This is a genomic window from Lachnospira eligens (assembly GCF_009680455.1).
Taxonomy (GTDB): Bacteria; Bacillota; Clostridia; order Lachnospirales; family Lachnospiraceae; genus Lachnospira; species Lachnospira eligens_A.
Window position 1 is genome coordinate 147,318 of the sequence record NZ_WKRD01000001.1, and the last position, 23,818, is coordinate 171,135.

The 23,818-nt window shown below is 38.0% G+C and carries 24 protein-coding genes and 1 pseudogene; 1 reads left to right on the forward strand and 24 read right to left on the reverse strand.

Annotated elements, in window-relative coordinates; all coding sequences use genetic code 11:
• Nucleotides 1-11: 11 nt before the first annotated feature.
• The 16 genes from fliD to mreB form a co-directional block, all read right to left on the reverse strand.
• A complete protein-coding gene (gene fliD, locus GKE48_RS00820; RefSeq protein ID WP_154300271.1) occupies nt 12-2,126 on the reverse strand; it encodes a flagellar filament capping protein FliD in 2,115 nt (704 codons plus the stop codon).
• 3 nt (nt 2,127-2,129) lie between these two features.
• The gene (locus tag GKE48_RS00825; RefSeq protein ID WP_154300272.1) at nt 2,130-2,582 is read right to left on the reverse strand and encodes a flagellar protein FlaG; all 453 of its coding nucleotides are present in this window, start codon (nt 2,580-2,582) and stop codon (nt 2,130-2,132) included.
• A 128-nt stretch (nt 2,583-2,710) separates the two neighbouring features.
• Nucleotides 2,711-2,932 (reverse strand): carbon storage regulator CsrA, encoded by a 222-nt coding sequence (gene csrA, locus GKE48_RS00830; RefSeq protein WP_022097402.1) that lies wholly within the window; start codon nt 2,930-2,932, stop codon nt 2,711-2,713.
• A gap of 1 nt (nt 2,933) precedes the next feature.
• Nucleotides 2,934-3,389 carry a flagellar assembly protein FliW gene (gene fliW / locus GKE48_RS00835; protein ID WP_055287084.1) on the reverse strand — a complete coding sequence of 152 codons (456 nt, stop codon included), beginning with the start codon at nt 3,387-3,389 and terminating at the stop codon, nt 2,934-2,936.
• Nucleotides 3,390-3,454: 65 nt separating this feature from the next.
• A complete protein-coding gene (gene flgL / locus GKE48_RS00840) occupies nt 3,455-5,011 on the reverse strand; it encodes a flagellar hook-associated protein FlgL (RefSeq protein WP_154300273.1) in 1,557 nt (518 codons plus the stop codon).
• Between the two features lie 67 nt (nt 5,012-5,078).
• The gene (gene flgK, locus GKE48_RS00845) at nt 5,079-6,650 is read right to left on the reverse strand and encodes a flagellar hook-associated protein FlgK (protein WP_154300274.1); all 1,572 of its coding nucleotides are present in this window, start codon (nt 6,648-6,650) and stop codon (nt 5,079-5,081) included.
• A gap of 25 nt (nt 6,651-6,675) precedes the next feature.
• A complete protein-coding gene (flgK, locus tag GKE48_RS00850) occupies nt 6,676-8,616 on the reverse strand; it encodes a flagellar hook-associated protein FlgK (protein ID WP_154300275.1) in 1,941 nt (646 codons plus the stop codon).
• 209 nt (nt 8,617-8,825) lie between these two features.
• Nucleotides 8,826-9,338 (reverse strand): flagellar protein FlgN, encoded by a 513-nt coding sequence (locus GKE48_RS00855; RefSeq protein WP_154300276.1) that lies wholly within the window; start codon nt 9,336-9,338, stop codon nt 8,826-8,828.
• A gap of 14 nt (nt 9,339-9,352) precedes the next feature.
• A complete protein-coding gene (gene flgM / locus GKE48_RS00860; RefSeq protein WP_243138408.1) occupies nt 9,353-9,655 on the reverse strand; it encodes a flagellar biosynthesis anti-sigma factor FlgM in 303 nt (100 codons plus the stop codon).
• Between the two features lie 86 nt (nt 9,656-9,741).
• Nucleotides 9,742-10,158, reverse strand: coding sequence for a FeoC-like transcriptional regulator (locus tag GKE48_RS00865; protein WP_243138409.1), 417 nt, complete (start codon nt 10,156-10,158; stop codon nt 9,742-9,744).
• 67 nt (nt 10,159-10,225) lie between these two features.
• Nucleotides 10,226-10,957: a ComF family protein gene (locus GKE48_RS00870; RefSeq protein WP_154300277.1), complete on the reverse strand. Its 732-nt coding sequence runs from the start codon at nt 10,955-10,957 to the stop codon at nt 10,226-10,228.
• A 46-nt stretch (nt 10,958-11,003) separates the two neighbouring features.
• Entirely contained in the window at nt 11,004-13,256 is a 2,253-nt protein-coding gene (gene recD2, locus GKE48_RS00875; protein WP_334296460.1) for an SF1B family DNA helicase RecD2, read from the reverse strand.
• 40 nt (nt 13,257-13,296) lie between these two features.
• Nucleotides 13,297-13,731 (reverse strand): hypothetical protein, encoded by a 435-nt coding sequence (locus GKE48_RS00880; protein ID WP_118351536.1) that lies wholly within the window; start codon nt 13,729-13,731, stop codon nt 13,297-13,299.
• A 14-nt stretch (nt 13,732-13,745) separates the two neighbouring features.
• Complete coding sequence (locus GKE48_RS00885) at nt 13,746-14,579, reverse strand: flagellar hook-basal body protein (protein WP_118351535.1); 834 nt, start codon at nt 14,577-14,579, stop codon at nt 13,746-13,748.
• 39 nt (nt 14,580-14,618) lie between these two features.
• Nucleotides 14,619-15,389 carry a flagellar basal-body rod protein FlgF gene (gene flgF, locus GKE48_RS00890; RefSeq protein WP_118265293.1) on the reverse strand — a complete coding sequence of 257 codons (771 nt, stop codon included), beginning with the start codon at nt 15,387-15,389 and terminating at the stop codon, nt 14,619-14,621.
• A gap of 103 nt (nt 15,390-15,492) precedes the next feature.
• A complete protein-coding gene (gene mreB / locus GKE48_RS00895; RefSeq protein ID WP_012738495.1) occupies nt 15,493-16,491 on the reverse strand; it encodes a rod shape-determining protein in 999 nt (332 codons plus the stop codon).
• Nucleotides 16,492-16,868: 377 nt separating this feature from the next.
• Between mreB and GKE48_RS00900 the strand changes: the two genes are divergently transcribed.
• Entirely contained in the window at nt 16,869-17,372 is a 504-nt protein-coding gene (locus GKE48_RS00900; protein ID WP_022097389.1) for a GNAT family N-acetyltransferase, read from the forward strand.
• 147 nt (nt 17,373-17,519) lie between these two features.
• On the opposite strand, the gene GKE48_RS00905 is transcribed toward GKE48_RS00900, so the two are convergent.
• From GKE48_RS00905 to GKE48_RS00940, 8 genes and pseudogenes are all read right to left on the reverse strand, one after another.
• Nucleotides 17,520-17,978: a low molecular weight protein-tyrosine-phosphatase gene (locus GKE48_RS00905; RefSeq protein ID WP_118391557.1), complete on the reverse strand. Its 459-nt coding sequence runs from the start codon at nt 17,976-17,978 to the stop codon at nt 17,520-17,522.
• Between the two features lie 141 nt (nt 17,979-18,119).
• Nucleotides 18,120-19,571: a hypothetical protein gene (locus tag GKE48_RS00910; protein WP_118011674.1), complete on the reverse strand. Its 1,452-nt coding sequence runs from the start codon at nt 19,569-19,571 to the stop codon at nt 18,120-18,122.
• Between the two features lie 274 nt (nt 19,572-19,845).
• Complete coding sequence (locus tag GKE48_RS00915; protein WP_118148458.1) at nt 19,846-20,061, reverse strand: hypothetical protein; 216 nt, start codon at nt 20,059-20,061, stop codon at nt 19,846-19,848.
• 2 nt (nt 20,062-20,063) lie between these two features.
• The gene (locus GKE48_RS00920) at nt 20,064-20,585 is read right to left on the reverse strand and encodes a hypothetical protein (protein WP_118148459.1); all 522 of its coding nucleotides are present in this window, start codon (nt 20,583-20,585) and stop codon (nt 20,064-20,066) included.
• A 176-nt stretch (nt 20,586-20,761) separates the two neighbouring features.
• A pseudogene (locus GKE48_RS00925) lies at nt 20,762-21,391 on the reverse strand (site-specific integrase); the annotation flags it as partial.
• Nucleotides 21,392-21,401: 10 nt separating this feature from the next.
• Nucleotides 21,402-21,860, reverse strand: coding sequence for a hypothetical protein (locus GKE48_RS00930; RefSeq protein WP_154300279.1), 459 nt, complete (start codon nt 21,858-21,860; stop codon nt 21,402-21,404).
• Between the two features lie 257 nt (nt 21,861-22,117).
• A complete protein-coding gene (locus GKE48_RS00935; protein WP_154300280.1) occupies nt 22,118-23,008 on the reverse strand; it encodes a Fic family protein in 891 nt (296 codons plus the stop codon).
• 179 nt (nt 23,009-23,187) lie between these two features.
• Nucleotides 23,188-23,727, reverse strand: a complete 540-nt coding sequence (locus GKE48_RS00940; RefSeq protein WP_154300281.1) for a flavodoxin family protein — start codon at nt 23,725-23,727, stop codon at nt 23,188-23,190.
• Nucleotides 23,728-23,818: the final 91 nt, after the last annotated feature.

Consider the following 23,818-nt stretch of genomic DNA (forward strand, 5'->3'; position numbering starts at 1 on the left):
AATATGTACTATTATCCAAAAAGTCCAGATAACGATGATGACTGCGCATTCATCTTGGCAAGCGCTGATTCCATTGCTGAGAACTTACTATAATAATAATCTTCCCATGTAGTAACCTTGTCTTCTGCCGCAGATATCTTAGTATTATACTCTGAATACTGCGTATTCATCTGCTTATCATTATATATAGTATAAGCACTGCTTGTTGATGATGCTGCCATCTTCTTTCCAAGATCAGTATACAATTGTGTAGATAACTGTGAAAAGAATGATATAACCGTATCAGGGTCATTAGATATCATCTCTCTTAACTTATCTGTATTAGCTGATGTCTTAGAATCATCCTTATCACCATCTATATGATATACACCTGTTTCGTTCTCTGGAGAATTAAAATATCCAAGTGTAGCTATTCCAAAACTAGAAAGTGAATATGACTTATCTCCCACCTTGAATGATTTTGCCATATCATTCTTCATAGTATCAAGAACACTTCCAAGTGTTGAATCTTTTCTAAGAAGTGAATCCTTAATCTTTTCTTCCCACTTCTTAACCTCATCATCAGACATTGCATCTTTCTCATCACTTGTAAGAGGCTCATAACCCTTAGAACTTGCCGCATTGTAGGCAACATCTACAGACTTGACAAGGTCATTATAATCCTTAAGAAAGCCTTTAATCATATCATATATACCATCCACATCTGTGTTGGTTGTGATAGTTACTTCATCGTTACCGGTAACTTCCATTGCCTCGATTGTAAGACCATTGATTGAGTAATTATTAGAGTTGTTAGTAAATGTTGCCCCATTAAGCTCAATCTCTGAATCCTGTCCTGTTATTCTGACAGCACCTGAAGATGACGCACTACCAGCAACATTTGATGCCATGGCAATTTTAGAATCAAGTAATGCCTTAGCTTTGGCCTGTCTGTCAGCATTAGTATCGCTTACTTCCTGTAATACATTGGCATTAGAAGCATCTGCCACAGCTTTTCCATCATCGCCGATTGTCACATAATCCTTAGTATCCTGTATAACCTTGGAATTATCATCATACACCTTAATCAGTGATTCATTAGACGCTTTTTTCTTTACCGCAGCCTCATATTCATCCTTGACACCATCTTTTTCCATAGCCTCTGTGTCATATTCGTACACAACATTGCCATCAGAATCTTTAACTGTATTGCCCTCTGAATCCACCTTTTCCTTCTTATACTTATCATAAGCATTAAGAATATCTGGTGTCTCTGTCTTAAGCTTTGCCACATATTCATCTAATGTATATGTATGATCCCATGTATCATCTGCTGCCAGTGCATCCAGCTTATTCTTGGCAGTATTGTACTTATCAGCATAACTCTTGGCAGTATCCTCAGCTGTAATCTTAGTATACATGCTCTCTACTTCTGCATTATACTCGTCACTGCCCTCTGTTAAAGCTGCAAGCCTCTTATATTCTGCTGAATCAGTATCATTAACCGTATATATTCCAAGCTTCTGTAATGCATTAAGTCCATTAGAGTCATTAGCCACAAGCGAGAAATCGTTATCCTTGCCTGACTCCTTAGAGCTTATAAAGAATCTTGCATTATTCTCATCAAAGCTTGCATTAACGCCAGCTTCCTTTAACTTAGATACAAACTGGTTAACATTCATATCTGATGTTATATCAATACTCTTGGTTCCAGAAGCAGTCTTAAAACTTATAGAACCATCTGTTGTTCCAACTATGTCTGATACCTTAGTATCACCTGTAATCTTGCTTCCATCAGCAGCTTTAATCTGTCCACCTGTAAGATATCCTGTTGACGCCAGCTGCTTAACCTTAAGTCTCTGTGTACCATTAACAGCAGATGAACTTGCTGTTACCTTGGCATACTTATCATTAGACACACTTGATGTCTTCAGATTATAACTTGTAGAAAATCTTGCACTTGAAAGCTTTCCACTATAAAAGCCATAAATACTTGTATTCATGGTCTTCCACTTTTCCTGCTTCCATGAAAGCTTAGTCTGAGCTTTAACAAGATTATCCTTCTTTAACTTATACGATGATACGAGTGCTGAAACAAGTGATTCTGTATCCATACCCGATACCATACCAGATAGCCTTATTGCCATAGCTTATCTCCTCTCATCAACCATGATACCTGCAAGCTCCCATGCCTTGGCAAGCATCTCAAGAGCTTTCTCTGAAGGTATCTCTTTAATAACTTCGTCTGTATCTTTATCTTTAATCTTAATCGTGATTCTGTTAGTTGGTTCGTTGTAGCCGAATTCAGCGATTGTGTTGTTGTTAAGAACCTTCCTTATATCCTTAACATCAGCCATAGATTCAGCCTGCTTCTTTGCCTTGTCATTGTCATTAGCGTTGCTGCCATTCTTCTCACTGTCTGCTGCCTGTCCTACAGAAACTGCTACATTAGATGCTGCTGACTTCGCTGAATCAACAACAACCTCATTGCTCTTATCTGTAACTGATGTAACACTGCTTACCTGTGATACCGGCTTAGTAGCCTGTAAATTCTGGCTCTGGTAGCTTGACGCTGCCGCTACTCCATTAACTTCCATTCCCATGATACAATTCCACCTCCGTGTGAAAACAAAACTTTATCCTGTAGTTACATTCATGTTGTACTGCATATATCGGAAAATGTTAAGTAAAATTTAACCCTTTGGACAAAAATATACACAAATAAAACAAATCATTTCTTAAATAACTGGTTAAGAGACTTCACATCAACCGAACTTGCTGCTTCCTTATTAGAATCAAGTATCTGTGCATACACTTCCTTACGATATATAGGCACTGACTTAGGAGCTGATATGCCAAGCTTTACCTGATCGCCCTTGATTTCGATTATTGTAATCTCAATATCATCGTTAATAATGATTGCTTCGTCTTTCTTTCTTGATAATGCGAGCATATTAGTTCTCCTCCTTCTTTAGAATATCGTATATAGGATATCTTACCTGATATTCAGAATTATCTGCTATAAGCTGTATTCCTTTCATTGTATCAAAATCAACGATGATAGGAGCTTTAAGATTAATTGTCATCTTAGTAATATCCTGTGGTACCGTGAGCGCACAGTACACTCTGATATTATCATCCTGTATATCATCTCCGAGAGACTTAAGAAGTTCATCCTCAACAACAGGATCATATGTCTCATACACGAATTCCGGCTTCATGACAGGAAGTGCAAGTGTTGGCTCATCAATCGCCTGAAGCCATATAATTGATATATTCTCTTCTTTCTCTGCATCATACACAAGTGTATACTTCTTCCAGTCCTCAAATCCAATGATTCCCTTGTCAAATGTAATGATTTTATCCTCACTAACCTCAATTTCACCAAACCATTTAGTCTGTACTTTCATGTCAAACCTCCAAATCTTAATTCTATCCTTATTTCTTCATAAGCTTTGCATACTGCTTATGCTGGCTACCCAAGGAAATCAAGCAGTGTCTGCTGAACAACCTTGCTCGCTGCTGATAATGCTGCCTGATATACAAGCTGTGCTGATGTATATGTAACAACAATCTCTTCCAGATCAATGTCTTCATTCTGAGACTTAAGATCAGTGAAATTAGTCTTCTGTTCTGTAAGTCGTGTCTTCGTAAGATCCAGTCTTATCTGTCTGTTTCCTACATCAGCCTTCGCATTAGATACCTGCTCCTGATAGCCCTGCATCTGTCCGATTCCTGCTTCAAAAGTATCTTTCATCTTAGATTTTGCAAAATCTCTCTGCTTTGTAAGACCTTCCTTAATCTCGCTTAACTTCTTCTGTGAAGCCTCATCGCTGTACTGTCCTTCCTTCTGCATAGACTCAATCTTTGATATCTGGTCATTAATATCAAGGACATTCTGTACCGCATTGACAAGGTCATCAACATTTCTTCCAAGATATATATTGAAAGCTTCATCGGCTTCCGTATTAACCTTAATCTTCTGTGAGAAATTAATGATATATTCAATATCCTCCCTCTGCTTGTTGTACTCAATTCCTGTATTATTATCAACACAGTTAAAATACATTGTCGGGTCAATGTCACCCTTTATAAAATTGCTCTTCTCGTATGTAACTGAAAATGCATTATCAGCATACACTGACTTGTATACATTCTCACCAAGAAGAAGCTCGCCTGTTGTTGAGTTAATTGCGATTTCATTCTCGCCCGGAACATAATTAGGTTCTGTTGTTGTAACAACATTTACAGCAGTATCAGCTGTATTACCGTCTGCATCAGTTACCGTAACAGTAAGTCCTCCATCTACAGTAACACTCCCATCATCAGCAATAGTTATATTGGCAGAATTATTATCTCCCATGCTCATTGAAAATGTTTTTCCGTTAATCTCGTCATATGCAAGCTGGATTCTGTGTACATCTGTTATATTAGGTGTGATTATATTTCCGTTAGCGTCTGTCTTTACATTAAGATTGATAATATCGTCATTAGTATATGCATTAGTGTATGCTGTCTTATTAGATAAATCCTCCCTTGTAAAGTTCTGTGTAATTGTATAATCAACATCTTTAGCAGTTTCATCTGACTGATATGTCAGAGGCTTATCTGTAGCATGTCCTGTAAATACATATCTTCCGGCATAATCAACATTCCCCTGCTCATAATAAGCTTCCACCAGCTTGTTAAGACTTTCAGCAAGAGTGTTACGCTCAGATTCTGAATATGAATCCGTAGAGCCCTGCACACAGTAATTATACAGATCCTGTATAATCTTGTTGCTTTCGTCTAATGCATCATGAGTTACGCTTAACCATGATGATGCATCAGGAATATTCTTTCCAAGATACTGTGTTACCTCATCAAGACTTGAACGCAGTCTCAATGCCCTGATGGCTATAATAGGGTCATCAGAAGGCTTATTAATCTTTTTCTGTGTTGAGAGCTGTGTACTTAAATCATTAAGCTGGCTCTTATTTCCCTGAATATTGGATATTGAGCTGTTTACCATCATCTGGTTAGTAATACGCATATTGTGCCTCCTTATATCGCGAATCAAAAACCGCCCCTATTGTGAGGAGAAGAATTCTTTTACTATTTTATACACCTGTATTATTAATAAGTCTGTCATATAACTGATTCATGACAGTCATCATCTTCGAACTTAAATTATATGCCTGCTGGAACTTTACAAGATCCATGGCTTCTTCATCTGTATCAACACCCATTACAGATAATCTCTGATTCTGTATAGTTGTCTTAAGATTGTTGTAATTCTTTGTAAAATTAATTGCCTTACTTGCATCTATTGACATATCACTGACAATACTTTCGAGGAAATATGTTCCCGTACCTCCGTCATATATCTTAGCATCTTTAGAATTGATAAGGTCTACAATCAGGCTTGTATTGGCTTCTCCATCGCTTTCCTTGTACTTGGTAGCAAGAAGGTCCGCGTTATCAATAAGATCCTGATTAACTGTTACACTTGACGCTGTAAGAGCCTTGCTTCCATCTGACATTACAAAAAGTGGAATTCCGCTTGCCGATCCATCTGATGTAACACCCTTTGTAAGAATCTCATTGATTGATGATACAAATGTCTGTATAAACTGGTTAAGCTGTGCCTGATAATAAGGAACTCCCTTATAATTAGTATTGCTGTCCACCTTACTTACTGTATCAGTAAGGATATTACCCTCTGCATCTGTCTTATATGTTTCATTGCCATCATCGTCAGTTGTTGTGGCATATTTTTCAATCTCACCATTACATCCGTCTCTTATATCAATAAGTCCCTTTAACTCTCCGCCTAATGAAGTGCTGTATATGTTAAATGACTGTCCGGTCTCCCACTGTATGTCATACAGACCTGCCGCATCTGATACATTTCTTGGCTCATCTCTTGAAACAGTCTGAAGAGTATGGTAATTATAGCCATTAACAAGCGAATTACCATTAATTGTAATCTGAAGGTCTGTAAGATTATTTCCAATATCTGACTCACTTACTGATATATTAACCAGCTTGGAAAGATCATCAATTAAAGCATTTCTCTGATCCTTAAGATCGTTGGCATTGCCATAATTAGCCTGAATCTGGTTAATCTGCTTATTAAGAGAAGAAATGCTCTGTGCCAGAGAATTAATCTGGTTAACAGTATCTTTAATCTCATTATTAGCGTCTATCTGAACATTCCTTAAATTAGTAGCCAGAGTATTAAAATAATCTGTCATGCTCTTTGCATTATTGATAAGCTGGTTCTTTGCGGATGTATCAGCCGGCGTAAGATCAAGCTGGTTAAGTGCTGCAAAGAAATTCTCATACTCAGTTGAATATCCCTTAAGTGTGAACTCATTGAGATAATTCTGTATCTGTGACATGTATGTATCCTTAACATTGTACTGTCCATAATTAGTATAATTATTTCTGTACTTCTCATCATAGTAAGAATCTCTCGTCTGATTAATTGCATCAACGATAACTCCTGCTCCAAGTGTTCCATATTTAGCATATGAACGTAATGCCTCACCAGCCTTAATTGAAGCTGTTTCTTTCGTATATGACTGGTTATTGATATTAGCAAGATTATGTGATGTAACATTTATAGAGGTCTGCGCCGCCTGCAATCCTGTATATGCAATTGTTAATCCAAAAAATGTTGATGCCATATTATCCTCCTGTATTAATCAGCATTTATATACGTCCAAGTGAAGTAACGAGATGTTCCAGCATTTCGCTTACTACATTAACATATCTCGATGCTGCATTATATGCCTGCTGATACTTTATCATCTTCTCTAACTCTTCATCAGAGGATACACCCTCTGACTGTAGTCTCTGGTTATCATAACCATCAACCATCGTTGTCTGGTTACCTACATAATTATAAAGTGCCTTACCCATAGTGGCATATTCACCAATATAATTATTGTAGAATGACATGTAATCCGACTTCGCATACATGTCCGGGTTAAGGGAAGCGAATTTCTCATCCCATATATCCACGAGTTCCTTGGCTCTGTCAAAATCTTCCTTACCCTGTACAGTAGAAAGTGGAATCTTTCCTACATTCTGTGCTGCTTCAGGATTAATCTTCAGATTGCCAAGCTTATATAATGATTCATAATCTGTCTCGTTAAGATTGTTTCTAAGATAGATTGTCTCTCCGTTATCACCTGTAGTCTTAATATATCTGTCTGTTCCAATTCTTGAAAACAGTTCTGTACCAACAGTCTTATCGTCATCCATACCGTATCCAGTCTTGTCCATGTCAAGCATAAGATACTCATATGAATCAACCGGAACCGCTGCTCCGCCTGCACTCTCGTATAATTTCTCACCAGATGCATAGCTGTAAGTACCATCACCGTTATCAGTTCCGGTAACCTCTCTTCCGTATCTGTCATAAAGAACCGGCTGATCAACTGAATTATATATGTATGTATCTGCCTGAATCTCACTTCCATCTGCATTAAGATAAGGATTAGTCCTTGTCTCAGTTTTCTCCGGACACAAGATTCCGTTGATTCTTTCAACAATTCCATTAACAAGCTTATCGAATCCCGCCATAGCGCTAAGAATTGCTGAAGGCTCTACATATGTATTGTAGTATTCCTGCTGCTTTGCATATTCATTATAGGCCTGCTGATATGCTGTACGGCCTTCCTCAGTACTCATGTCATAATCATTGCTGTCAGGCGCAACCGGAACCACTGTATAATCTACAACCATATTGCCTCTTGCAATAATAAGTCCCTTAAGCTGTCCCTTATCTGTATCATCAGCATTAGATGCCAGCTTACCATCTTCATAAACATCTCTTTCATACGATGGCCATGTGGGAATAACAAGTGTTGTTCCCTCGACAACTCTTGTACTCATAGCTGTAAGTTCGCCTGATGTTACAAGAGGAACTCCGGCTGCATTAATAATAGTTTCCTTATTCTCTGATTCATAATAAGTAATATCTATATATTTGCTGAGTTCATCTATTGCCGCATCTCTCTGGTCTCTTAAATCATTAGCTTTCTCGATACCCGGTGCTTCCACCTTGGCAATACTCTTATTAAGCTTATATATCTGGCCTGCAAGATCATTAATCTTATTAACCATATTACTAACCTGTGTATTAAGAGTTGTCTGGTAATCCCTGAGCCCCTTATACACATTTTCTGATTTCTCTATAAATGCAGTCGCATTCTGGATAAGCGATGACCTTGCAACTGTACTTGTCGGATTCTTGGCAAGTTCATTAATTGAATCATACAGATTGGTAAGATATGACTCATAAGTTACACCCTGCATCTCACCAAACTGATCTTCTATCTCCTGAACAGCATTATACTGGCTTTCATAGAATCCGAGTCTTGAATTTTCATTCCTGTATGCCAGGTCAATATACTGATCTCTTATTCTTCTTACCTCAGATATTGCAACACCAAGTCCATAGCTTGCATAACTTACTTTGTCCTTGCTGTTGACATTGACATATGTAGTATCAGAGAAAGTAACCTGCTGTCTTGTATATCCGGTTGTGTTAATATTAGACAGATTGTGTGCTGTTGTGTTGAGTGCTGTCTGAGCTGTTTTCAAACCGCTTGCTCCAACAAACAATCCTGCCATTCCATTAGCCATAAGGTCACCTCTTTCTTACTTAATTCATAATCTTATATGTATATCGTCATTTTTTTAAAACAAAACACCCCAGAGACTAAAAAAGCCACATTTCCTTAGTAAAAATGTGGCTTTCAATCCAACACGGACAACCCCATCTCACAATAAATCATCCGTGATATTATTCATATTGTCTTATATCCGTGGCATCCTGATATGCCATCAGAATATTACTGCCTGGCATCAAAGCTTGTGCTTCCCATGCCACCTGTCTCCTCATACGCTCCCTTTCCATAGTTAGCCGTCTGTGGAGCCATACTTGCATTCTTCGCAAGATTAATCTCAAAATCAATCATATCCATTGATTCCTTAAGCAGCAGCCTGTTATTATCATTAACCTGCGTAAGCTGGTTTACAGTTTTCTTAAGACTCAGATACGACTGTTCTAAAGCATCATGCTCTGCCTGCTTCTTTTCTAACAGTCTTACTATCTGACTCACCTTAACCTCTGCTACTGACAGATGCAGAATCTTACATATATCTGCAACACATGACTGTCTCTCCATCTCCAGTCTGTTAAGAATATCAATAAGCTTCTGCTCCTTACCAAATATCTCCTGAAGCTGTCCGACATCTCCCTTAACAATAGCAGTAGTCTTATAATTAGACAAGTCCAAAAGCTCAGTATACTGTCTGTTCTCATCATTCATTATATTAATCAAAGAATCTATCAAACTTGCCATCTAATAAAACCCCACTAAAATGTTAATGTTGAAATGTTGTTCAGAATCTTATCTGCAACAGCTTCTGAACTGATGTTGTAAGTTCCTGCTGCCATACGTGCCTTAATATCAGCAATCTTATCTTCTCGAACATCAGAAGCCTTACTTACTGCTGTCCTGGCTGTCTGATATGTCCTGGCTGTGTCAGAAATCTCAAACTTGTCACTAACCGATGATGTCTTAGCTGCTGTCTTAGCTTTAGAAATCTGGCTGGTCTGATATATCTGATTAACAGCATTATAAGCATCTATGCGCATATTAACCGCCTCACTTTCCATTAATTAAAGCAGATACTCTCTTGCTTCATGTGTAAGATATCGGACAGTTTCCGCAAATACTTTATACCCGTTTTGAAAAAAGCTTATTATTTATCAAGAAATCTCATCCTTGCCTTTTCTCTTCTCTCTCTTATCTTATCAGTATCAACTGTTGAATATCTGCTTCCGTACATGCTTCCCAGTCTGTTAGCTAAATCGTTCTTACATCTCTCACAATATCTTCCGGTTCTTATGGTAGCTCCGCATACTTCGCATGCAATACCAATAGGTGAATCATCACTGAACGATAATCTTTCTTCTCTTATCCACTGTTCAATCTGTCTTGTACTGACATCGCACTTCTCAGATATTTCTCTCATATCAGCCCTTGGATTATCCTCTATATAATCTTTAACCTCCTGAAACTTTTCTTCAAGCTTTCTCATGCATTCAGGACAAAGTCTGTACACACCACCTATATAATTATATAATCTTCCACAGTTCTTACAATTCTTAACTTCCATAGCTTCTCCTTGTTAATCCTCTTTATCAATCTCGTTAACAGGTCCAGTTACTAAAGCAGCTCATACTTTAAAATCCGTCTCCCACACACAGACTTATACCATATACCTGCGACACTCCTGCGTCTTTAAGTACTGCTGCACATGCATCAAATGTTGCTCCTGTTGTATATATGTCGTCCACAATTAATACTTTTCTATATCTTACAACTTTTTCTCTTACTTGAAAAGCATTTTGCAGATTTTTAATTCTTTCCCGATTACTTAGCTCCTTCATGGGCTGAGTCTTAACAATCCTCACGAGATATTCCTCATCTACCGGAATCTGCATAGCTCTTCCAAGTGCCTGCGCAATAAGCCCAGCCTGGTTAAACCCACGCTCCTTATATTTCGAAATATGAATCGGAACAGGAATTATCACATCCGGCGACCACATGCGTATCATCCTGCCACATCTGTCCTCCATCTGCTTCGCATATATTCCTGCATATTCCTGCTTGTTATAATATTTAAATCTGTATATTGATTCCTTGACATTCTTAGAATATTCATACAACGCACATGCCTGATCATATACATGCTTCTGTCTGCTGCAGTCACTGCAGTATTCTGTTTCTTCATTTTTCACTGGCTTACCACATTTTAAACAGGCAGGCTCGCTTACATAATTTATATTATGCATGCAGCTTCCACATATATCTGCCCTTATCCCTCCAACAAAAGGTGCCGGCTTTCCACACATAGGACACACTGGCGGAAGTACCGCATTAACTGCCTCCATTAATACCTTCTTATAATCCATAATCCCCCATTATTATCATCATTATCACATATAAACATATCAATTATCATTGTCCGAAATCTTCAATATGTCTGATTTCTTCAATCCTGTCTGTGAGTGAAGAATATCGTTTTGACTCTGATACATTGTCAGCCATAAGCCTGAATATCTCCTCTTCCCCAACGAGGCACACACATTTTCTTGCTCTTGTAACTGCCGTATACAGAATATTCCTGTTCATCAGCATTCTTGGTCCCTGCGACATCGGAATAATAACCGCCGGGTACTCACTTCCCTGTGATTTGTGAACCGTAATCGCATACGCAAGTTCAAGCTCATCAAGCTGTGAAAATTCATAAGTAACAAATCTGCCATCTTCGAATTTCACAGTTACATTCTCATCAAATGTGCTTATTCTCTCTATAACTCCGGTATCCCCGTTAAAAGCGCCGGTTCCCTGTTCTGTTGGAATACCGTATCTGCTTCGTTTTTCCCATGCAAGCTGATAGTCATTCTTAATCTGCATAACCTTATCACCTTCACGGAAAGTAACATCACCCACCTGTCTTTCCTGCTTGATAGCATCAGCCGGATTAAGAAAATCCTGCATAATCTTATTAAGACGTTCCACCCCGACATTGGATTTTCGCGATGGAGTAAGAATCTGAAGGTCATACACATCAGCACCCACATAGTCCGGAAGTTTGTCCTTAATAAGCGTTTTCATCGCATTTATAATATTGTCTGCACCGTTTCTGTGAACAAAGAGAAAATCCTTGCTGTACTTGTTAAGTACAACCTCCTCACCCCTGTTTATCTTATGGGCATTAATAATAATCTCACTCTGTGCCGCCTGTCTGAATATTCTCTCCAGCTTAACAACCGGAAAACAGCCGGATTCTATGATGTCTTTAAGCACATTTCCCGGACCGACACTTGGAAGCTGGTCCACATCACCTACAAGAATCAGTTTCGTTCCAATCGAAACAGCTTTAAGGAGTGAATTCATAATACTTATATCTACCATCGACATCTCATCAACGATAATAACATCAGCCTCGAGCGGATTATCTTCATTTCTCTCAAAGAACATAGACAGACCTGCTACCGACTTTCTGTCACCATCCGGCACACCGCCGCTTATCTCTAACATTCTGTGGATTGTCTGTGCTTCATAACCGCACGCCTCAGTCATTCTCTTGGCTGCACGTCCCGTAGGCGCTGCCAGCCTGATTTCCAGACCTTCCAGCTCAAAATATTTGATTATTGTATTAATAGTTGTAGTCTTACCGGTTCCCGGACCGCCAGTAACAATAACAAGCCCGTTTCTTACTGCTTTCGCAACAGCCTCTTTCTGGATATCATCAAGAGTTATTCCTTCTTTATCCTCAATCCTTGCAATCCTGTCATCTATGAATTTCTGGTCTTCCTCAATCTGGACATCAAGATTATTAAGCATAGCTGCAACATTTGCTTCCATGTTGTAATACATACGGGCATAGACACATTTTACATTGTCCTTAACCTTGACAACTATCTTCTTATCCATTGTCAGGTCCATAAGGTATTTGTCATAGTCCTGGACATCAATCAAAAGCAGTTCGTTGACCTGACGCACAAGCTTATCATACGGAAGATATGTGTGTCCCTGCATTGTCGCCTGATTAAGCACATAAAATATTCCGCTCTTAATCCTGAATTCAGAATCAATCTTGATTCCGGCACGCGAAGCAATCTCATCAGCCGTCCTAAAACCGACACCCTCTATGTCATCAGCAAGCCTGTACGGATTCTGTTCAAGAATGTTATAAATGTCGTTTCCATAACGCTTAAATATTTTGTTGGCAAGATTCATCTGGATTCCATAACGCTGAAGAAACATCATTGCTTTTCTGATGTCTTTCTTGTCAATAAGCTGGTTTGCTATATCCATAGCTTTAGACATGCTTATTCCTTTAATCTCAGCCAGACGCTCCGGTTCTTCTTCCATAATCCTGAATGTATCATCGCCAAATGTCTTAACTATTCGTTCAGCCATCTTCTCGCCGATACCCTTGATTGCCCCGGAGCTTAGATAACGCCTTACGGATGCAGCATCATCCGGCGCCCTGAACTCATAAGATGTGACTTTAAACTGCATGTAGTAAACTGCATGCTTAACAAATTCGCCTTGTGCGGTAATAAATTCACCTGTGTTGATATAGCTTAACACTCCAACACAGGTGATTTCTTCATCATTATATACAATATTAAAAACCGTATATCCATTGTCTTCATTCCTGAAGATAATATTCTCCACAAAGCCCTCTACATATTTCACAGACTCGTAATCCAATCTGTTATCTCCTTTATGTTAAATATTATTCCTGCTCATCTGCCTTAGGAATAGACTCTGTAGAATAATTTCTCTTCATCTGCTCATAAAGCGTCTGTGCTATTCCAAGTCCTTTGCCATGATTAGAATCAGTCATAAGCTTGGCATAAGATGACACCATCTCATCTCCAAAGTAACTTCCCAAAGTATTAAGTGAAGTATCCTCTGTTCCACCAATTCCAGCCATAGAAGTAAAAAGATTGCTATCCTCGTCTTCTGAATCAATCTTAGCCATCTTCTCCATTGACTTAAGAACCTGTTCAACAAAATAACTTTCAAAATCCTTGCATACAGACATAAGTTCATCGTCTGATGCCTTAGAATAATCAGTATCTGTAAGTTTATTAGTTAAAGAACCCGCTTTAGAATCATACACATCTGAATAATTCGTACTGCTAAGCCCCGTAATAGAATCGCTCATACACTACACCCCGCTTATCTCTTAAGGTTATTAGCCTGCTCCATCATTGTATCAGATGTTGTTATAGCCTTAGAACATAACTCATACGCTCTCTGTGCTGTAATAAGATTAACCATCTCAGTTGCAACCTGAACATTAGATGACTCAAGATATGACTGTCTTAATGAACTCTTCTTCCCAACTGCATCATACTCTTCGTTAAGTGCAGTTCCTGACGCCTCAGTCTCTGAAAGGTAGCTTCCACCAATCTTATCAAGTCCTGCAGGATTAGAAAACTGATATAAACCAATCTTAATACCGATTGGTGCCGGATTGTTAGACTCATCAGGATATAAAAGGTTGCCGTCTGTATCAATAGTAATAAGATTAGTCTTATAATCCTCACCGTTAGCATCCTGTCCAAGAACTATCTCTGCGCCATCTGCGCTGAGTACAGGATATCCTTCCGAAGTACTAAGCATTACGCCTTCTGTAGCTGTTGCCCATGTAAAATGTCCATTTCTTGTATACACAGTCTCGTCAGTATTAGTATTTCTTACTGCGAAAAAACCATCTCCATTAATCGCAAAATCTGTTGTACTGTCGGTTGCATTTAATGCACCCTGTGTATATATTGATGTTACTGCTGAAACTCTTGAACCAAGTCCTACCTGTGCTCCAACAGGTTTATTCTCTCCGTTGGCAGAAGTAGTCTTCGCCTGAAGATTCTGGTAAAGCAGAGACTTAAATTGAGTCTGTTCCTGCTTATATCCTACTGTATTAACATTTGCCAGATTGTTGGCAATAGTATCTACGCTTGTCTGCTGGCTCATCATTCCTGATGCAGCAGTCCACAATGATCTCATCATGTCGTCAGTCCTCCATATGTATATGCCTAACAGTTGTTACTAAATCTCAGATATAGATACCATCTTTCCTAACATCTCATCGATAGTATTCATAATCTTCTGATTACTTTCAAAATCTCTTGCAATAGATATCATATCTACCATCTCTGTTACCACATTAATATTGGAAGCCTCCAAATATCCCTGATTAACTGTTGCTGCAGCATCTGTCTGTGTTGCGCCATCTACAGCTCTGTAAAGATTCTCGCCATATGCCTCAACATAGTCATAATTCTCAAAATCCACAAGAGCAAATCTGTCTACATACTGTCCGTCAGCATATATTTCGCCACTCTCTTCTACAGTCAGTTTTTCAAAGTCTGTAGGTAACTGTATCGGACCATTCTCGCCCAATACAAAATCACCATCCTTGGTTACCAGATAACCTTCACGGTTCATCTGGAAAGATCCGTCCCTGGTATAAAGCGTTGAAGTTTCTCCAGCTTTGTTAGTGAAAGAAATCGAAAACAATCCACTTCCACTCAGCGCAAAGTCAAATGTATTGCCTGTGTTCTGGAAAGAGCCCTGATCCCAGCTTCTGAAGGATTCTCCTACTTTCGCTCCAAGATTCAGAGTTCCGATATTCTGATTAATATAGCCCACAGTTTCATCTTTAACTTTGATGCCATAAACATCTTTAAACGACTGTGTCGTAAGGCCTTCTTTCTTATAACCTGTGGTAGTTGCATTAGCCAGATTATTAGACACTACATCCAGTCTCTTCTGCTGAACTGTCAAGCCAGAGTACGCTGTATAAAGCCCTTTTACCATAACCCGCCTCTTTCTTGATAATATATTCTTCCGGCATAAAAATTGTCCATTCTGCCAGAATGTTAAGAAACATTAGTAATAATCTTATTAGAAATGTTTCAGGTTACTTAACTTCGTCTCTGTAGCCTGCAAGGAACTCAATAAACTTACCTGTACCAATAGCAACACATGTCATTGGATCTTCGGCTGTCATAGTATTAATTCCTGTCTTGGCTTCAATTAAATCCTCAAGTCCTGAAAGAAGACTTCCGCCTCCTGTAAGGACGATTCCTCTGTCTGCAATATCAGATGCAAGTTCTGGTGGAGTCTTCTCAAGAACGCTGTGAACAGCTTCAACAATCTGTGAAGTTGCCTCTCTTAAAGCTTCCTCTGTCTCCTCTGAGCTTACCTCTACAGTCTTAGGAAGACCTGTTACAAGGTTTCTTCCTCGTACATTCATAGTTGTGACTTCTGCCTTAGGATAAGCAGAACCAACCTTTATCTTAATATCTTCTGCAGTTCTTTCACCAATAAGAAGATTATGCTTCTTTCTCATGTATCTTACGATAGCTTCATCAAAATCATCTCCGGCAATCTTAATAGAAGTACTTACAACAGTTCCTCCTAAAGAGATAACAGCGATATCAGTTGTACCACCACCGATATCAACAATCATATTACCACAAGGTCTTGAAATATCAATACCTGCACCAATAGCTGCTGCGATAGGCTCTTCAATAATAGCAACCTCTCTTGCGCCTGCCTGAAGAGTAGCATCCTCAACCGCCTTCTTCTCAACCTCAGTAACACCTGAAGGTACGCATACACTGATTCTAGGCTTCTTAAGCATTCTCTTGCCGATAGCCTTCTGGATAAAGTACTTAAGCATCTTCTCAGTTACAGTGTAATCAGAGATAACACCCTGACGAAGAGGTCTTACAGCAACGATGTTACCTGGTGTTCTACCAAGCATCAGTCTTGCTTCCTCACCGATAGCCTTAATCTTATTAGTATCCCTGTCAAATGCAACAACTGAAGGCTCTTTAAGAACAACACCTTTGCCTCTGATGTACACAAGAATACTTGCAGTACCTAAATCTATACCAATATCTGTTGATAACATGATAATTCCCCTTTCTTATAAAACAATGCGGACCTCTGTCTGTCCGATATATTCAGATAAAACATAAAATCAAAAGTCATTAGAAGCCATGTGTACCCATGGCTAATCACCATTATATACATAAAAAAGGAATTTTAAAAGCCCTAAATAAAAAAAATCTATCTAAATATATATTTTTATAAATATTCAAGAAGCAATATGTCTTATAAATGTATATCGGCATTAATTTATGCCTGCTTAATATTCTGCCCGCGAATTTAAAAATATTTTGATTTTAAGATACATACATATTATAATGTGGTGGATTAGGATTATAACTTGCATATATTAAGGTAATATTAAAATTATTTCTGAATTTAAGTGTATAGGAGATTGCTATGAATATCCGTGTATTAGATAAAAATGATAAGGCTTCCCTTGAACAGCTTATATATACTATAGAAAATGCTCTTCCTGTTCCGGAATGGTGGATTCCTATTGATGATATTGAACGCTCACATTTCTTTGATGCTGACTGGACATGCTTCTTAGGTGCATTTAATGACGATAATGAACTTGTTGCCGCCAGCGCCCTTTTCTTTAATGAGCATGAATTTGCTGAGGAAGCTGAAAAGCTCGGTCTCGACATTCATTCTACAAATGTAGCTGAAGTCGGACGATGCATGGTTCACCCTGACTTCCGCGGTCACAACCTTATGTGTGAGCTTAACAAGCGTCTCTGTTCAATTGCCCGCAACCGCGGCATCGACACAATCCTCGCCGTAGCCCACCCTGACAACGTCGCCAGCAATTCGTCTTTCCGCCGTCTCGGTGCAGAGCTTAAGGCAACTGCCACTGTATTCGGTTCTTACCAGAGGAATATGTATATTCTGCCGTGGTAGGTGGTGGCGGGCTGTAGCTGGCAGCCAGTAGGTAGTGGCTGTCGGGGAAGGCAGGCTGTCCCAGAAGAAGACAGCCTGCCTTGCCCGACCCTTTTTATTCACATATATTGCCGTGGCACTTGCTCATGCCACCTTGCCTGCAGCCGTCTACAATTCTTCCTTAAGGCATTCAAGCAACCCTTTGCAGCCTGCCAGAACGTCCCTGTAGGTTGCCTCAAAATCTCCCGTATACCATGGGTCTGCCACATCAAGCCCGCTTCCCGCAAAAGTAAGTAGCTTATATATCTTCTCATCCGGATCTCCACCCGATATCCTCTGCATATTGCGGATATTCTCAGTATCCATTCCAATAAGGTAATCATATTCCTCATAATCATTCAGAGTCATCTGCACTGCCCTGTGAGGAATCACCGGAATCCCTTCTTTCTTTAACTTGGCAACAGTGCCATGATGCACCCCATTACCAATCTCCTCGCGGCTTGTCGCCGCAGAATTAATATAGAACCTATCAGCAAGTCCCTCTTTTTCAACTAAATATGTCATAACGCTTTCTGCCATAGTGCTTCGGCAGATATTGCCGTGGCAGATGAAAAGTATTTTTATCATGTTCTTATATCTCCTTAAATCGTCGTATTTCCTTATATTTAAAGGGTTTTTACAACTTTCATTTTTCTTGTAGTTTCTGTATCTTCTTATAAATTCTCATGTTTTCGCAGTCAAAAGTTGTAAAATAATTACTCAACATCTTTATCTTTGTTGCACTCGGAAAATTAAAGTCTTTTTAGGTATCCCACTATATAAACATTGTTGAGATAAAAATTCTTCTAAATCTTCCAATATAATAGATATTACTTCATTTCGTTTATTATATTTATCTCGAAAAACAAATTCTATTTCCCCTTTTTTGTTCAGTAAAATTTCAATATGCCCATGCATTAAAGAATTTCTCATACGCTCAACAATATATTTCTGAATTGAGCAATTTTGTGTTTCATTTCTCCGTCTATATTGCTCCCAATTTTCATTTTGATACTTGAACTTAGATACATTAAGGTCTTGATATTTCAGTTTCTCGTAGTCATCATCTTCTGTTCGCAACGCAAAATTCATAGAATATAAATAAACAAAACCAATCTTAAATGAAATTTTTGCATTTTCATCTTCATATAATTCCAGTAGTGATTTTTCAAGTTGTTTCTTATATTCCTCAATTTCGTTTTGAGTAACATTCTTACTATCACGTTTCGTACAGTAGGCATAAAATACGTTATTAATCTGACTGATATGTACCAAAAAATTTGACAATTCCGTTTCAAAATCAAGAAATGTTTTTAATCCATAAAAATACTCATCATATGTTTGTATTTTCAATTTTTTTGTTAATTTTTTGTAATCCCGCATTTTTATAATCTTATTTAATTCTAGTTCATTAACATTAATTTTATCATTATTTTGTTGCAAAAACGGTAACAATTTTTTATTATCTCTGGACACTTGTGCCAACTCACTCATTATCCCTTTATTGTATCCATTATATGTGTTTTCATCACATATTCTAGGTGTAATTTCATAGAAATAATATTTCCAAAAACTTTTCTTCTGTAATCGCAAAGAATATTTTGAAAAAAAGGAATTTTTAAACAAAAGCCCCGAACTATAATTATTAAAAAAACGTTGAATTAATTCGTGAAGAACAAATTCAAAAACAATACCTGAATCCTTTCTTATTCCATCGTCTTTGTTATATAGCCAATAAAGGATTAATGTACCATTTTCTTGTGAGAAAAAATTTCCATATTGCATATGCGCCATTGAGTTTCGTATAGTCATAATTTGATCCCATGGTTTTTTCTTTTTATTTTCAAAAGAATGAAACAAGCAAATATTAGAAATATCATTAGTTAATGGTTCTTGTTTAATAAATTCAAAATAATCTTTTAAATGAATATCATTTTCTACTTCTCTGATAAACTCCTTAAAACTATATCCATTTTTATAATAATCATTCAATTTCTCTTTATTCAACAATAATAAACAACTATCAATAAATACACGAAACCTTCCGTAGTCGAAACCATTATGCTTAATTATTTCTCCTGTTCTGAATCTTTCGATTATCTTATCGATGTTAATCTCCTGAAAATATAGATTTTGATATTCATTAATTAACACCAAATTATTGTTTAAATAATTCAACATAACCGCTCATCTCTCTTTCTAAAGAACAAATTTTTATCATATCGGACATCTTTCAAAAATTGTAAACTCGTTGTAAATTTCTCTCTAACTTTCTCGAAATCCGCATAAAATAAGGAGATTTAGACAAAAGAGAAACTCCTGCCGTGGCAGATGAATAAAACTTTTATCATAGTAATTGATTGCTCCTTTTTGCCCGAAAAAGCCCAGTTTTGCGGGTATTTCCGAGATATTGATTTAGCATTTATTTATGTGTTAATAAGGCAAATTTTCTCCTTTATATTTTGGCATAGATAGCTTTTACTCCTGCATCGGAAATAAATTGAATTTCTGACTTTATCAAGCCTTCTTTTCCCCTCCGGTAGCCCAGAAAATATGTCAAATAGTTTGCGTCTTCACGGGATATATTCAATGTAGTTGCAAGGTCTGAAATCCAGCATTTCCTTTTCCCGTAATTTTCAATAATATAATCATATAATTCATGTATAGTCATAATCAATCCTCCTTCAAAATTCCATCAATTTTCTTTATCTTTTCGATACTTACAGAATCAGTATGTATAAGCAGATTAAGGTATTTGTTCAGACGAACAAGCCTACTAACTTCGTCTGCTCTCAAATCACCTAATTTAACTTCTTCTGCCTCTACTTTTTCTACATTCTTATTGCCTTCAACAAGATAATTATAATAGGCTGTCAATGTTACTCTCATAAGAAACGGCGACTTTACTCTAGAAATCTTAAATACATCTTTGAATCGTTCTACCACATCATCTAATAATTCACAATTGGTTCGAACTTTTAATGAAGTAGGTAAATCATTCCTTTCTTCAACACTTATTACCTTTTTTGCTGCAGCAATCAATTGATTATCAGTCAAATCTTTGGTATACAGTAATACCCTGTTAAAAATAGCTTGTCTGTCAAAGCCTTCTACTCCTCCTTCCATTTCAACAATTCGTTCAAATAAAGTAATAATAGTTGTCGTCGGTTTCACAGATACATATTTTTCTTCCATTACAGTATCCTCCTTGTTAATTATTTCAGAATAATATTTCTACTTACTTCCGCTTTTGGAATCAAAATACCAAATCCCTCTACGTTTCGCAAGTGCTTTTCGGAATATTTTTTCCATTTACATCTCTTTTTGGAAACGCCAAAAAGCTCCAGCCGGAGCGTCTCTGCTACGTAACATTACACTACTTTAAACATTTTCTGCGATACCGCTTTGGCATCGTTTTTCTTCTCTATCTCCGCCTGTGCTTTCCTAAACTCTTCCATTCGTTTCAATTCTTCCTCTGCATCATCAAATCCGATATGCGTGTACACATTCATTGTAACACTTATATCCGAATGCCCCATGAGGTACTGTAATATCTTCGGATTCATTCCCGATTTGGCCATATTGCTGCAATAGGTGTGTCAGCATACATGAGGTGTAATGTTTGGCATCTGTACTCGGTAGATATCATTGTATCTGCCAACCATATGATTGAATCGGTGCTGCTAGTGCATTGCAACTAGTGGCATTCCATTATCATCGTAAAATAGAAATCCACTGTAGCCATCTATAAATTTTTCCACCTTGGGAGCATTGCTGTCCTCAATGATTGCCTGAAACATTTCTGCTATATCCTCTGTAATCGGCAGTACCCTTGTTCCGGCATCTGTCTTTGTGGTTTCGATGATATATTGCATATCCGATGTTCTCTGTAACTGATGGTCGATATTCACTGTTCGTTTCTCCAAATCAATATCCTTCAGCGTCAGTCCACAAAACTCCGAAATTCGCATTCCCATACGAAAGAGTATGTAGTGTACTTTACACTATCTATCATTTCCTTAACAATTTCACTATTCCTATAACCGATTCGATTAATACTACAGCCACAAATGGTATTCCCATAAGCGTCACGGCGAACATCATATATTCTATCCCATTCAGCAGATGTTCCCATCCTCCTGTAGCCTGCGACACTATCCACATTTGATTGTTAACCAAAGCACCTATCAGAAATCCCAGTATCAGTCCACAGATCAGCCACGTCTCGCAGATTATGACGACATCTTTCAGCCGCACCATCTGATTGTCATATATCCATCTCCTAAATATAATATACAAAACCCCACACATCAGGGGGACCACAAATACAACAATCAGATTGAAACTGTCGTTATATGTTTCTTCCATATAATCTGACATCGTCATAATACCCCAACATATGAGCTGTGCTATCAGACACAGTAATATTTTCTTCTTAACAATCCCTCTTAGGGAACATTTCTTATACATTATCGTATACACTCCTGTTCCAATTTGATCTTTTGTGCCAGCATATACCGTGCCACTTCCTGTTCTTCCTCGGAAAACCAGCTTTCCCTGCTCTATCCTATCTCTTATATACAGAATAAACCTGTGGGTGTCTTCGCTCAACACCCGGGATTTTAGCTCCGCAAGAATTTCACTTGACAGTCTTTCACCATGGAATGAAAATGTAAAACAAATCTGTCAAAACAACTCATAGTAAATATTCGATAAAAATGCAATGTTTAATATGCAATTCTAAAATAATCCAAATACGCCTTATACTTATCCTGTGCGGTCAGACAGGTATCTGTCAGATAACCTTTTTCATTGTTCCATTCTTTCAATCCACGATAATAGAACATCTTCAGATTATCCTCGATGATAAACGGAATGATATTATATTTCAGACATTCCTTGAACATAATTAATCTGCCCACACGACCGTTGCCGTCCTGGAATGGATGGATGCGTTCAAACTTCACATGGAAATCCAGAATATCCTCAAAAGTCCTTTCTTCTTTTCCGTTGTACTCTGTCAGCAAAGCTTTCATTTTATCGGCAACTTCTTCCGGAAGTGCTGTATCCATACCACCGACTTCATTCGGTATCTTTTTATAGTCGCCTACGGCAAACCAATCTTTTCTGGAATCACTGGTACCACTCTTCAAGACCAGATGAAGTTCTTTCATAAACTTCTCTGTCAGAGCTTTCTTTGCATTATCAATAATCATATCTATACAGCGGAAATGATTTGCTGTTTCAATCACATCATCCACATTCAGCACATCTTTTTCTACACCGATGGTATTGGTTTCAAAGATATATCTGGTCTGATCGTGAGTCAGGCGGTTGCCTTCAATATGATTGGAGTTATATGTTAACTCAATCTGTGTCTTATGATAAATACCACCGGAATACTTACTTGCCTTCTGCTCCTGCAGAATATCTAGCAATGTAATTGGCTGCTCTTTCTTTTTATTTGAACGCTCCGGCTTTTCTACATTTTCGGGAATGTTCCAAGTCTTGCCGGTAAGAAACGCACCGTTTACTCGTCCCTGAGCACAGTAATTTCTGACACTACGTTCCGACACATCCCATTTTTTCGCTATTTCAGTAACTGAAAGGTATCGCATCTGCTCTCCTCCGTTATAAATCAAATATAAAATATTCATAAGTAATATTTTTCTTTATTTTGCCGTCACTCCCTGACAATCCATGATTTTTCTTATATTAATTCCGGTTTCTCTTTTATCAATTATTGGAAACATATTCCCTCCATACATAATAATGTTACCTTTAATTTATTATTTCATCACTCCATCGCCAATCCCAGCCGATAAGCCTCATCCAGCCCATCAGTGTTCCTGACATCACCTTTATCCTTAGCACCTCTGACCAGCACCATTCCCGCATCTTCAAGCTTGAAGAAATTAAGCACAAGCTGATACTGTATCTTAATAGAATCAAACAATTCCGACAAAACTGCTGCTCCAACCAGTATCAACGCCAGCTTCTTGACTTTGAAATCATTTCTCATAGGAGTATGTAACCTGTCGATAATTGCTTTAAGCTGCGCACTCACTCCATAGAAATACACTGGTGAAGCAACGACAATCACATCAGCACATTTTAACTTATCATAAACTATCTGCATGTCGTCCTGCTGAAAACATTCATGTCCTTCCCTGTCAAAGCACGAATTGCAGCCATTGCATGGATTGACCTTATAATCCGCCACCGAAACGACTTCTACATTATTATTCTTTTCCGCACCTTTAACAAATGCATCAACCAACAGGTCAGTATTGCCACCCTTACGCGGACTGCCTGACAAAACAATAATATTGCTCATGAAAATCCTCCTTACCTGTCAGAAACTTCAAGGTCTTCCACCGCATTTTTCAACAAATCCTTAAACTCATTCGTTCCTTCAACATACGCTT